The organism is Streptomyces sp. WP-1 (assembly GCF_030450125.1).
GTDB classification, from domain to species: domain Bacteria; phylum Actinomycetota; class Actinomycetes; order Streptomycetales; family Streptomycetaceae; genus Streptomyces; species Streptomyces incarnatus.
Window position 1 is genome coordinate 83,235 of sequence record NZ_CP123923.1, and the last position, 12,845, is coordinate 96,079.

9 protein-coding genes are annotated in these 12,845 nt (G+C 75.4%); 5 read left to right on the plus strand and 4 right to left on the minus strand.

Translation table 11 applies throughout. The features are described from left to right. From QHG49_RS00385 to QHG49_RS00405, 5 genes are all read left to right on the plus strand, one after another. On the plus strand, window positions 1–3,006 hold the full coding sequence (locus QHG49_RS00385) for a type I polyketide synthase (RefSeq protein ID WP_301486664.1): 3,006 nt from the start codon (window positions 1–3) through the stop codon (window positions 3,004–3,006). After that, window positions 3,003–4,148, plus strand: a complete 1,146-nt coding sequence (locus QHG49_RS00390) for a MupA/Atu3671 family FMN-dependent luciferase-like monooxygenase (RefSeq protein WP_301486666.1) — start codon at window positions 3,003–3,005, stop codon at window positions 4,146–4,148. The genes QHG49_RS00385 and QHG49_RS00390 overlap by 4 nt, the downstream gene beginning before the upstream one ends. A 2-nt stretch (window positions 4,149–4,150) precedes the next feature. Next, window positions 4,151–7,180, plus strand: a complete 3,030-nt coding sequence (locus tag QHG49_RS00395; protein ID WP_301486668.1) for a condensation domain-containing protein — start codon at window positions 4,151–4,153, stop codon at window positions 7,178–7,180. Continuing rightward, window positions 7,177–8,481, plus strand: a complete 1,305-nt coding sequence (locus QHG49_RS00400; RefSeq protein WP_301486670.1) for an MFS transporter — start codon at window positions 7,177–7,179, stop codon at window positions 8,479–8,481. The genes QHG49_RS00395 and QHG49_RS00400 overlap by 4 nt, the downstream gene beginning before the upstream one ends. A gap of 82 nt (window positions 8,482–8,563) precedes the next feature. Then, a complete protein-coding gene (locus tag QHG49_RS00405) occupies window positions 8,564–9,550 on the plus strand; it encodes an LLM class flavin-dependent oxidoreductase (protein ID WP_301486672.1) in 987 nt (328 codons plus the stop codon). A 388-nt stretch (window positions 9,551–9,938) separates the two neighbouring features. Here QHG49_RS00405 and QHG49_RS00410 read toward each other — a convergent pair whose 3' ends face one another. From QHG49_RS00410 to QHG49_RS00425, 4 genes are read right to left on the minus strand one after another with little or no spacing between them, the layout of a single operon-like run. Continuing rightward, window positions 9,939–10,175 (minus strand): hypothetical protein, encoded by a 237-nt coding sequence (locus QHG49_RS00410; RefSeq protein ID WP_301486674.1) that lies wholly within the window; start codon window positions 10,173–10,175, stop codon window positions 9,939–9,941. Continuing rightward, on the minus strand, window positions 10,175–10,579 hold the full coding sequence (locus QHG49_RS00415; protein WP_159697558.1) for a hypothetical protein: 405 nt from the start codon (window positions 10,577–10,579) through the stop codon (window positions 10,175–10,177). The genes QHG49_RS00410 and QHG49_RS00415 overlap by 1 nt, the downstream gene beginning before the upstream one ends. Before the next feature lie 56 nt (window positions 10,580–10,635). Next, window positions 10,636–12,099, minus strand: a complete 1,464-nt coding sequence (locus QHG49_RS00420; RefSeq protein ID WP_301486677.1) for a sensor histidine kinase KdpD — start codon at window positions 12,097–12,099, stop codon at window positions 10,636–10,638. After that, window positions 12,096–12,800: a response regulator transcription factor gene (locus tag QHG49_RS00425; RefSeq protein ID WP_145490896.1), complete on the minus strand. Its 705-nt coding sequence runs from the start codon at window positions 12,798–12,800 to the stop codon at window positions 12,096–12,098. The genes QHG49_RS00420 and QHG49_RS00425 overlap by 4 nt, the downstream gene beginning before the upstream one ends. Between the last annotated feature and the right edge of the window lie 45 nt (window positions 12,801–12,845).

Sequence of the window (12,845 nt, forward strand, 5' to 3'; positions counted from 1 at the left end):
ATGCAGGCACCCGAGAACGCGGTGGCGGTGATCGGAGTGGCCCTCCGAGTGCCCGGAGCCGCCGACCCGGACACCTTCTGGGCCGACGTGGTCCGCGGGCACGTCGCACTGCCGGGGGCGCTGCCCGACGGCACCCTGGGCGTCGGCGGGATCGACCGCGTCGACCGGTTCGACGCGGAGCTGTTCGGCGTGAGCCCGACCCAGGCCGCGGTGACCGACCCCCAGCAGCGGATCATCACCGAGGTCGCCTGGCAGGCGCTGGAGGACGCGGGCGTCGACACCGAGCGCGACCCGGGCCGGGTGGGAGTCTTCCTCGGCTGCGGCGACAGCGGCTACCGGCACCGCTATGTCGACGCCGACCCCACGCTGGTGCGGGCCGCGGGCCGCCAGCAGATCTCCCTCGGCAACGACAAGGACTACCTGGCGACCTCCCTCGCGTTCCGGCTGGGCCTCACCGGCCCGGCGCTCACCGTGCAGACCGCCTGCTCCACCTCGCTGGTCGCCGTCCACGTGGCCCTGCGCAGCCTGCTCACCTACGAGTGCGACCTCGCGATCGCGGGCGGGGTCACCGTCCAACTGCCGCCGGGCGCGGGCTACACCTACCAGGAGGGCGACGTGCTGTCCCCCGACGGCCGCTGCCGGCCCTTCACCCGGGGCAGCGGGGGCACCGTGCCCGCCAGCGGCGCCGGGGTGGTGGTGCTGCGCCGGGCCGAGGAGGCCGGGCGCGGCGCCCGTGCGGTGCTGCTGGGCAGCGCGGTCAACAACGACGGCGCCGACCGGATGAGCCTCGTCGCGCCCAGCCCCCGGGGCCAGGCGGCGGTGCTGGAGGAGGCGCTGGCGGTGGCCGGGCGCAAACCTGCGGACATCGGCTTCATCGAGACGCACGGCACCGCGACCGAACTCGGCGACCAGGTCGAACTGGCGGCGCTGGCCCAGGCGTACGGCGGCGCGGCGGAGCCGTGCGCGCTCGGCGCGGTGAAGGCCGGCATCGGGCACACGGACACCGCCGCGGGCGTGGTCGGTCTGATCAAGGCGGTGCTCGCCGTCCAGCACGGGGTGATCCCGCCGATCCCCGCACAGCCCGGGGACGGCCCCGACGCGCCGCTGGGCGCGGACCGCTTCCACCTGCCGCGCGAGGCGATGCCCTGGCCCGACGGCCGCACCCGGTACGCGGCGGTCAGCTCCTTCGGGCTGGGCGGCACCAACGCCCATGTCGTCCTCGCCGAACCGGCCGTCGCCGCAGGGCCGCCGGAACCGCCCGCGGGCCCGCCCGGGCGCGGACCCGCGGTGCTCTCCGCCGCGAGCCCGGACGCGCTGGAGCGCACCGCGGCCGGGCTCGCCGCCGCGGCGCGCGAGGGTACCCTGCCGGTGGACGACGTCCTCGGCACGCTCTGGCACGGTCGGCGGCGACTGCCGTACCGCTGGGCCTGCCCGATCGAGGCGGCGGACGAGGCAGCGGCGCGCGCCGCGCTGGCGGACGCGCTGGAGTCGGCGGCGGCCCAGGCGAAGGCGGTGCCCGAGCCGACCGTGGCCGTGCTGTTGCCGGGCCAGGGGGTGGCCCTGGCCGGTACCGGGCGCGGACTGCTCGCGGCCGACGAGGGGTTCGCCCGGGAGTGGGCCGGCACCCGGGCCCTCGTCCGCGCGTGTGACGGGCCGGACCTGGAGGGCTGCTGGACCTGGCCGGACGACGATCCGCGCTGGCTGCGCACCGATGTCGTCCAGCCACTGCTGTTCAGCGTGGAACTCGCCCTGCTGCACGGGCTGCGGCGGCACGGTGTCACCCCCTCGGTCCTCCTCGGCCACAGCGTCGGGGAACTGGTCGCCGCCACCTGGGCGGGTGTGTTCTCCGAGGCGGACGGGGCGCGGGCGGTGGTCGAACGCGGCCGGCTGATGAGCCGCGCGCCGGCCGGTGCGATGGCCGCCGTGCTGACCGGGGAGAACACGGCGCGGGAGCTGGCGGCGGGGCTGCCGGTGGACGTCTGCGCGGTGAACTCGCCCGACACCGTGGTCCTCGGCGGGGCGGCGGAGCATCTGGCGGAGGTGGAACGCCGGTGCGCCGCCGCGGGGGTGAAGGTGCGCCGGCTGGCCACCGCGCACGCCTTCCACTCCCGGTCCATGGCCGAGGCCGCCGAGGCGTTCACCGAGGTGGTGGGCGGCCTCTCCCTGCACGCGCCGCGCGAGCCGGTGCTGTCCAACGTCACCGGGGCGCCGCTGGACGCGGCGCAGGCCACCGACCCGGCCTACTGGGGCCGTCAGCTGGGCACCACCGTCCGCTTCGCCCAGGGGGTGCAGGTGCTGCTCGACGCGGCGCCCCACGTGGTGCTGGAGGCCGGGCCGGGGCGGACGTTCGCCTCGCAGCTGCGGCGCGCCACCCGGGGCGCGGAGCACCGTCCCGTCATCGCCGAGCTCCTCGGCGACGGGAAGCGCGACGAGGCGACGGTACATCTGGCCGCGCTCGGCGCCGCGTGGACGGCGGGCTGCGCGACCGGCGACCTCGTCGCCCCGCCGGCCGCCCCGGCCCGGGTGCCCGGGTACGCGTTCGCCGACACCCGCCACTGGCCGGCCGCCGGTCCGGACGGCACGCCCGCGCAGGATGCGGCCTCGGGGGGCGCGCCCTCGCGGGGGGCGGCCGCGACGGGCGTCCCCGAGACGGTGCCGGCCCGCTCGGGGCAGGACGAGCCGGGTGCCGGAGACGCGCCCGACGACGCGGGGACGCGGTCCCTGCTGGCCGCCCTGTGGCAGGAGTCGTTCGGCGGCCCGGCGATCCGCCCGCAGGACAACTTCTTCGAACTGGGCGGCACTTCGCTCCAGGCGGCGCAGCTGATCTCCGTCGTCAACGACCAGTTGCTGGTCGAGGTGCGTCTTCAGGACCTGTACGAGCACTCCACGTTCGGCGACTTCGCGGCACGGGTGGACGAGATCCTCGGCGAACGCGACGACGCCGAACTGCTGGCGCTGCTGGCCGAGATCGAGGGGCAGGGCGAAGAAGAGGAGGGACAGGCGTGAGCGGCATCGGCGAACGACTCGGACAGCTGAGCCCCGAGCAGCGCGCGGCCCTGCGGCTGCGGCTGCGCGAACGCGCCCGGCAGGTCCCGGCCGCCGACGGGCCGCCGGACGCGGTGCCGCGGGTCCGGCTCAGCCTGTACTTCTTCCCGCAGGCCCGCGCGCTCGCGGCCCCCGACTACTACGCCATGATGCTGCGGGCCTGCGAGTTCGCCGACGAGCGGGGATTCCACGCCGCGTGGTTCCCGGAGCGGCACTTCGTGGACTTCGGCGGCTCGCACCCCAACCCCTCCGTCCTCGCCGCCGCGGTGGCGGCCGTGACCCGGCGGCTGCGGCTGCGGGCCGGCAGCGTCGCCGCGCCGCTGCACCATCCGGTCCGCGTCGCCGAGGAGTGGGCGGTGGTGGACAACATCTCCGGCGGACGGGTGGGCGTCTCCTTCGCGAGCGGCTGGCACCCGGACGACTTCGTGCTGGCCCGGGAACCGTACGACGAGCGCAAGGAGACGCTGATGCGCACCGTCGAACAGGTGCGGCGGCTGTGGGCGGGCGAGGAGCTGGCCTTCCCCGGCACCGCGGGCACGACGGCACGGGTGCTCACCCAGCCGCGCCCGGTGCAGCCCGAACTGCCGGTGTGGATCACCGCGGCCGGGCACCCGGAGACCTTCCGGGCCGCGGGCACCGCCGGGTACGGCGTGATGACCGCGCTGCTCGGCCAGACGCTGCCCCAGCTGAGGGAGAACGTGGCCCGGTACCGGGCCGCCTGGCGGGACGCCGGGCACGCCGGGCACGGTGACGTCGTGGTGATGACCCACGCGCACGTCAGCGACGAGCCCGACGTGGAGGACAGGCTGCGGCCCGCGCTGCACGACTACCTGTCCTCCTACCGGGCGCAGACCGGCGGCGGCGACGAACCCGTCCTGCTGGAGGCCGCTTTCCAGGACTACCTGGCAGGCCCCTCGCTCCTGGGCACACCGGCCAAGGCCGCCCGGGTGCTGGCCCGGCTCGCCGAGGCGGGCGCCGACGAGGTGGGCTGCCTCGTCGACTTCGGGCTGCCGGCCGGGGACGTGCTGGCCGGCCTGCCCCGGCTGGCCGAGCTGCTGCCGGCCGACCGACCCACCACCGCCGATGCCGTCAGGAGCCAGTGACCGTGACTCGACCGCGCACCGTCGCCGACCGGCTGGCCCGGCTGACGCCCGAGCAGCGGGCGGCCCTCCAGCGCCGACTGCGGCACGCGGAGGAGGGCCCGGCCGCCGAGCCTGAACTCACCCGGCGCTCCGGCGACCGCTCCGTCTTTCCGCTGGGCCTTGACCAGGAGCGCATCTGGATCCTCGACCAGCTCGATCCCGGCCGGCACACGTACAACATCAGCACCGGGCTGCGGTTCAAGGGCGCCTTCGACGAGGAGGCGTTCCGGGCGGCCGTCACCGCGCTGGTGCGCCGCCACGAACTGCTGCGCTCCCGCGTGGAGGTCCGTGACGGCCTGCCGGTGCTGCGGGTGAGCGAGGAGTTCGCGACGCCGGTCGAGTTCCTCGACCTGCGGGCCGAGCCGGACACCGTCGCACAGACCGTGCGGGAGCTGGTGCGGCGGCCGTTCGACCTCGCCGCCGGCGGACTGCTGCGGGTGGTCGTGGTGCGCGCCGCGGACGACGAGTACCAGGTGATCGAGACGATGCACCACTCGGTGACCGACCAGTGGTCGTTCGTCCGCCTCAACCGGGAACTCCTGGAGCACTACCGCGCGGCCCGCGAGCACCGTCTGGCACAGGTGCCCGAACTCCCCGTGCAGTACGGCGACTTCGCCGTCTGGCAGCGGCAGTGCTTCACCGGTGACCGCCGCCGGACGCACCGCGACTTCTGGCGCGCCCACCTGGAGGGCGTGCCGCCGCATCTGCCGCTGCCCTACGACGCGCCCCCGGAGGGCCGCGGGCACGAGGGCAGGCACCACTACTTCCGGCTCGACGACGGGCTCAGCGCCGCCTTCCTGGCGATGTGCCGCTCCGCACGGCTGACCCTGTCCGACGCGCTGCTGGCCGTCTACGTGGGCCTGCTGCACGAGGAGACCGCGTCGCGTGACATCGTCGTCGGCCTGCCGAGCGCGACCCGCGGCCGGCCCGAGACCCACGACCTGATCGGCTTCCTGCTGACCAACGTCCCGCTGCGCGCCAGGCTGCCCGCCGACCCGACGCCGACGCAGATCCTGCACGTGGTGCGGCAGGCCTCGGCCGCCGTCGCCGACCACCGTGAAGTGCCCTTCAGCGAGATCGTCGACGCGGTGTCGCCCGAGCGGAGTCTCGACCGGTATCCCTTGTTGCAGACCATGCACCTCGTGCTGGACTTCGACGACACCGTGGTCCGGGTGCCCGACGCCGAGGTGCACGGCGTCGAGGTCGAGGACGGCGTGTCGCCGATGGACATCACGGTCGGCTGGTGGCGGGCGGGTGACCGGATGTACGGGCGGTTCGAGTACCGCACCGAGCTGTTCATGGACGCCACCGTCGACCGGCTCGTCGGGCGTCTCCTGGAACTGGTACGGGTCTTCGTGGAGCGGCCGGACGAACCGTTGCGCGCCCGTGCCGCGGCTCCCGCCCCCGCCCCCGCGCGGACCGCCGCGGCGGCGCCCGCGGCCCCCGCTCCGGTGGATCCGGGCGAGCTGCGCCGGATCGCGGCGGTCTGGCGGGAGGTGCTGGGCACCGAGCCGGGCCCGGACGACAACTTCTTCGAGTGCGGCGGTACGTCCCTGACGGCGGTCCGGCTGGCCCACGCGCTGCGCGGGGCCGGGTTCGCCCTCACCGCCCGGCAGCTGTTCCGCGCCCCCACCATGCGCGGTCAACTGGCTCTGGCCCAACCGGAGTCGGCCGCTGTCCGGGGCGGTGCCGAGACGGTGGAGGGGGCGGTCAGCCCCGAGCAGGAGGATCTGCTGGAGGGCGGCCTGCCGCGCCCGGAGCTGTGGGCGCACAGCCTGGTGCTCACCGCCGCCCGGCCGCTGGACCCCGAGTGGCTGGCCGTGGTCGTCAAACGGGTGGCGGCCGCCCATCCCGGCCTGTGCTCGGCGTTCCGGCGCGCGGACACCGGCTGGCGTGCGGACGCCACGGATCGCCGGCTGTGGCGCGTCGAGGCGCCGGGCACCGATCCGGCCGCGGTGGCGGCCGCCCACCGGGCCGCCTTCGACCTGCGCGAGGGACCGCTGTTCGCGGCCTCCCTGATCCCCGGCGAACCGGACCGGATCGTCCTGACCGCACACCACCTGGTCGTGGACGGTCTGTCCTGGCAGATCCTGGTGGACGACCTCGACCGGGCCTATCACGGCGCCCGGCCGGCCGCCGAGGCCCGGCACCCGTCGGCGTACGCGGCCGCCTGGCGCGACCACGACGTGCGAGGCCAACGCGACTACTGGCGGTACCAGTTGGCGGGTGCCGCTCCCCTGGGCTGCCGCACCGGCGGGCCGGACCGGATCGGCGGCGAGACGGCGTACCGGGTGCTCGCGGCGATACCGTCGGGCGCGGACGCCGCGGACCGGCCGGCCACGGCGCTGACGGCGGTCGCCAGGGCCACCCGGCCCTGGTTCGGCGGCCGGGACGTCGTCCTCGATCTCATCGCCCCCGGGCGGGAGTTGCCGCCCGTCGACGGCTGGGATCCGGGCCGCGCCGTGGGCTTCTACGCCACCAGCCACCCGCTGCGCCTCCCCTTCGCCGACGACCCCGGCCGCCACCTGGGGCAGGTGGGCCGCGCCCTGGACGCCGTACCGGACGGTGGCAAGGGCTATCTGGCGCTGCGCTGGTCCGCCGATCCCGAGGTGCGCCGCGAGGCCGCCGGCTGGGGACGGGCCGAACTGTCCTTCAACTACCTGGGGACGCTGCTCGCGGGCGCGGAGAGCGGGCGGTTGTTCACCGTCGGCGAGCAGATCGGGCCTTCGGGGAACGACGACGCCACGCGCTACCACGCCGTCGCCGTCCTCTTCGAAACCGACGGCGAACAAGCCGTGTTCACCTGGAAGTTCGACCCGGAGGCCGTCGACGGGGCGGCCGTGCGGGCCGCTGCGGCCGGCGCCGCCGAGGAGTTCACCCGGCTGGCCGGGCAGCGCGGTGCCCAGCCGCCCTCGACGGCGGGCATGTCCCTGCACGAAGTGAACCGCATGCTCGCCGAACTGACCCGAGAGAAGAAGAGCCCTACCGCATGACATCGACGACCACCCGTGACAGGCGCCCCCTCACCGCGCTGGTGACGGCGAACTACCTGTCCTGGATCGGCAACACCATGACCTTGGTCGCGGTGCCGCTCTACGTGCTCCAGATCTCGTCCAGCGCCACCGAGGCGGGCGCGGCGGGGTTCGCCAACGCGCTGCCCATGATCGTGGCCGGCCTCGCCGGGGGCGTGATCGCCGACCGGGTCGGCCCGAAGCGCACCAGTGTGGTCGCCGACCTGGCCGCCGGGGCGTGCATGGCCGCGGTGCCGTTGCTGCACGGCACGGTGGGTCTGGCGCTGCCGGCCCTGATGGCGTTGCTGTTCCTGCGCACCCTCGCCGACGCGCCGGGCGCCGCGGCCCGGCTGGCGCTGCTGCCCCGGGTGACCGCCCGCGGGCAAGTGCGCTCGGACACCGCCAACTCGCTGTTCGCCTCGGCCCAGCGGGTGGCGTTCGTGGTCGGTCCGCCGCTCGCCGCGCTGATGGCGGGCCTGACCGGTCCGACCGCCGTGCTCTACGTGGACGCGGGCACATTCCTCGCCTCGGCCCTGCTGATCATGGCGGTGCCGGGCGGGGAACCGGCCGCGCGCTCCCGGAAGGCGGAGCCGGGCGACACGGCGGAGCCCGCCGGGGCCCGTCCGGGCCTGCTGCGAGAGGTCACCGAGGGCGCGCGCTACATCCTGCGCACCCCGGTGCTGGCGGCCATCATCAGCGTGGTGGTGTGCACCAACTTCCTGGACGACGCGCTGACTCCGGTGGTGCTGCCGGTCTACAGCCGTGAACTGCTGGGCGGCGAGCGGGCGGTGGGGCTGCTGCTGGCGGCCAACGGCATCGGCGCGGTCGTCGGATCGTTCGCCTACGCCCCGGCGAGCCGCAGGCTGCTGGCCAACCGGTGGGCGACCTTCGTGGGCTGCTTCGCGCTGATCTGCGCCGCCCGGCTGGCCATGGTCGCCGAACCCGGGCTGTGGATCATGCTGGCGATCACCTTCGCCATCGGACTGGCCAGCGGACCGGTCAACCCCCTCGTCACCGGCGTCGTGGAGCGCTCCACCCCGCCGGACGCGCTGGGCCGGGTCTGGGGTGCGGTGATGGCCATGGCCTTCGCCGCCGCGCCGGTCGGCATCTTCGCCACGGGCTGGCTCGCCCAGAACATCGGCCTGCGCCCCACCCTCGGACTGTTCGGCGGCCTGTACGTGCTGCTCATCTGCTACGTGGTCAGGAACCGCCCGCTGCGGGGCCTCGCCGGGCCCGTGGAGGCAGGTACACGGGTCTCCGAGGACGCGGCGACGACCGGCTGACGCCGCGCCCGAACCGGGCGGCACGGTTTCGCCACACGCGCAAAGACCACCGCCCGGCGGGGCCTCACCCTAGCCTCCTGACATGCAGTCACCGATCGTTTCCGTACAGGCCCAACCGCGAGACGCCGCCTCCTGGACCGCGCTGGCCCGGCGCGCGGAGGCAGGGGGGTACGACGCGCTGCTCGCGGCCGACCACCCGGGCACCGCCGCCTCCCCGTTCGTCGCGCTGGCCGCCGCGGCGGCGGTCACCGAACGCCTCGGCGTGGGCTCCTACGTCTCCCACGCGGGGGTGCGCGAGCCGCTGCTGCTGGCGTCGGACGTCGCGACCCTGGACCTCGTCTCCGGCGGACGCGCGCGCCTGGCCCTGGGCGCGGGCCACACCCCGGCCGAGTGGGAGATGCTGGGCGGGCGGCGGCCGGACGTGGCGGGGCGCGTCCGGCGCTTCCAGGTCGTGGCCGAAGCCTGCCGCGCGCTCCTCGCGGGCGAGACCGTCACCCTCGACGGCCCCGAGGCGCGCGCCCACCAGGCCCGGCTCACCGGGCCGCGCCCGGTCCGGGGCGATGTGCCGTTCACCTTCGGGGGCGGCAACACCGCGCTGCTGCGCTGGGCGGGGGCGCACGCGGACGCCGTGGGCCTGAGCGGGCTGGGCCGCACCCTGCCCGACGGCCACACGCACGAGGCGCGCTGGAACGCCGAGGACATCGACCGCCAGGTCGACCTGATCCAACAGGGCGCCGCCGGCCGGTCCACCGCCCCGGCGCGCGAAGCACTGGTCCAGATGGTGGAGGTCACCGACGACGCCGAGGCCGCGGCCCACCGCATCGCCGGGCAAATGAACTGCTCCGCGGCCGACGTGCTCGCCTCGCCCTACGCATGGATCGGCACGGCGCGGGAGATCACGGGCGCCCTGGACGAGCACCGGCGCCGCTGGGGCATCACCCGCTACGTCGTCCGCGAGTCGCACCTGGACGCGGTGGACCGCGTGCGCGCCCACTTCGCGGAAGATGGCGGTGCGGCCGTTATCGAAGGCGGGCAGAAGGTGACGAACAAGGTGACGAACAACTCCTAGCCGAGGCTCATTCGACGACGCGCAGGGCGCCAGCAGAGGCGGCCGACCGGCATGCGCGAGCGGGCGGCGGCCGGGACCACGCCTGTGGACGCCCCGTGTCGGGGGGCTCGGATCATGACCACTCGCCGTGTCTTCCGCTCCGTCGGCCCTGACGGCCGTCGCCACCGCTGCCCTCTCACTGGCCGTCTGCCGGAGCGGAGGCCAAGGACGCCGCTACCGGTGGACCGTCGCCGGACCCGGACTGTTCATCGGCAACGTCCTGCGCCCGGACGACGAACTCGAACGGCTCCGCACAGGTCACCGGGCCGTGCTCCTCGAACACGTCGGCCGACTCGCGCCGAGGCGGTGCACCGGGCGCGGAGCGCTGGTCGCTCCCCGCCTGCCGGGGTCACCGGTCCGCGGCGCTGGTGGCGTCCCGGTCCGCGGCGGCCGCCGCGAACTCGGCCGCGTCCAGCCTGCCTTCCATCTCGTCGTAGCCCGAGGGGGCGCCGGTGGCGGCCGGTGCCGACGGGGAGGCGCCCGGTGCCTTGGGCGACGGGGCGTCGTCCTGGTGCGAGCAGCCCGTGGCAAAGGCCACCAGGACGGCGGCCGTCCCCGCGGCCCGGACCGGCCACCGGCTCCGCATCAGCTCGCCGCCTTCCCGTCGTCGTTCTTCTGGCACCACGTCTTGACGGCCGCCATGTCCTTCTGCCGCTGCTGCAAGGTGGTGCGCAGCGTCTTGCGGAAGGTCAGCCGGTTCTGGAGGTAGGTGGCGATCTCGGTGTGCCCGGCCTTCTTCGCGTTGTCCACACGCTTCTCCAGCCGCGCCACCGAACCGCGCGTACCCGCCTTGGCGTCAAGTCGCTTCAGGGCCCGCTCGACGCGCCGGTCGACCTTGGGCAGCCGCTTGCACAACGCCTTCGCCCCGTCACCGGACGGACCCGCCGAGGAGGTGCCGTCGGCGGCGGCCGCCGCTGTCGCCGAGCCCGCCAGCACGGCTGTCACGGCCACACCGGCGAGCAGGGTGCGCGTGCGTCGTCGTCCGTTCATCTGCCTCTCCGTTCACTTCCCGGACGGCCACCGTCGGCCGCCCGTCGTGAGGGAGGCTAGGAAGGCTTCTTGGGGAAACCTTGTGACCGGTTCGTCCCGGCGGTGCCGATCAGCCAGTCCCGCCGGCCGGGCAGTCCGCCGTCGCCCGAGGGCAGCAGCACCTCGAAGCGGGCGCCCGTCCCGCCGGGCGCGTCCGTGACGGTCACGCTCCCCCGGTGCAGCGCCGCCTGCTGGGCGACGAGGGTGAGGCCGAGCCCGGAACCGTCGCCGGCGGGGCCGCGCCGGAAGCGTTCGAAGACGGACTCGCGGGCGTCCGGGGGCACGCCCGGCCCTTGGTCGTCCACCGTGATCGTCACCAGGTCCGGTCCGCCGTGCACGCCCACCCGCACCACGGCCCGGCCCCGGTCGTCGCGGCCGTGGGCCAGTGCGTTGCCGACCAGGTTGTCGAGCAGCATCCGCAGGCCCGGCTCCCAGCCGTGCACGGTGACGCCGGGCGCCGCGTCCAGGCGCACGTCGGCGTCCGGTGCCGCGCGGCGCGCCCCGGCGACGGCCGCCTCGGCCAGCTCGGACACGTCGACGGCGCCCAGGGACTCCGCCTCCACCAGGTCGCCGCGCCCCAGCGCGCGCAGCATCATCAGCAGGTTGAGCAGGCGGGCGTGTTCGCCGCACAGGTCGGCCACGATCTCGTCCCGGTCGGCGGCGGGCAGGCCCGGGTGCCCGGCGAGGATGTCGAGGTTCGTGCCCATGCTCATCAGCGGGGTGCGCAGTTCGTGCGCGGCGGCCGAGGAGAAGGAGCGGGCCGTGTCGAGGGCTTCGGCGGTGCGGGCGGCCTGCTCGTCGTAGCGGGCGAGTACGGTCCGCACGGTGGCCGCCAGTTCGTCCACCTCGGTCACCCCGGTGGGCCGGTGATCGAGCCGGGCGGTGCTGGTGCGCGGGTCGAGGCCCGCGGTACGGCGGGTCAGCCGGCGCAACGGTGCCCCGGCACCGGCGGCCAGGCCCCAGGCGAGCAGCCCGGACAGCGGCGCGGCGAGCAGCGCGGTGAACAGCACGCGGCGCCGGACCAGCCGCAGTTGGGTGCGGTCGGCGGTGTCGGGCGCGAACACCCACAGCGTGCCGGTGCCGTCGGCCACCTGGACGGGCCGGGACAGGACGCGCCAGCCCCTGGCACCGTCGTGCACGGTGACCGGTGCGGTGGCGTGGGCCGGCAGCGGGGTCGCGGGGCCGGGCTGGGGTCCGCCGCGGAAGTCGGCGTCCGCCGCGGTGACGCGTACGCCGACGTCGAGGGCGGCGCTGAACAGCCGTCGTTCCCGGGTGTCGGCAACCTTGGAGCGGTCGTTCGCCGTGGCGCGCAGCAGGGCCCGGGCCTGGGGGGCGAGTGCCGCGGCGCGCTGTTTCAGATGCTGGTCCTCGGCGCGGTGCAGGTCGCGGGCGACCAGGTGCAGCAGCAGCCAGCCGGCGGCCAGGACCAGCAGCGGGACGGTGCAGCCGACGGCGAGGCCGATCCGGGTGGAGAGCCTCACCGGGCGCCCTGTTCCTCGCGGAGCACGAACCCGACCCCGCGGACCGTGTGGACGAGCCGGCCGCGCCCGCCGGTCTCCAGCTTGCGCCGCAGATAGCTGACGAAGGTGTCCACCGTGTCGGTACGCACGTCGAAGTCGTAGCCCCACACCCGCTCCAGCAGCTGGGTCCGGGTGAGTACCAGGCCCGCGTTGCGGGCGAGCACCTCCAGCAGCTCGAACTCGCGACGGGTCAGCTCCAGCGGGTGGCCGTCGCGGGTGGCGGTGCGGGCTGCCGGGTCGATCACCAGGCCCGCGACCCGCAGCGTGTCCCGGACGTCCGGGGGCCTTCGGCGCAGCAGGGCGTGCAGCCTCAGCACCAGCTCCTGGAGGGCGAAGGGTTTGACGAGATAGTCGTCGCCCCCGGCCTGGAGGCCGGCGATGCGGTCGGCGGTCTCGTCCAGCGCGGAGAGCATGAGCACCGGCAGGTCGCTGCCCTCGTCCCGGAGCCGGACGCACACGTCGATACCGCTGATGCCGGGCATGGAGACGTCCAGGACGAGCACGTCGGGAGGCGTCTCACCGATCGCGTCCAGCGCCTGGGCGCCGTCGGCGGCGGTGCGTACCGTGAAGCCGCCCAGCCGCAGCCCGCGCTCCAGCGAACGGCGGATCGCGGCGTCGTCGTCCACGACCAGCACCGTGCCCGAGCCTGCCCCCACAGCCATGCGCCCCTCCTCGTCGCCCGGTCGTCAGAGTACGGCGCGGCATGA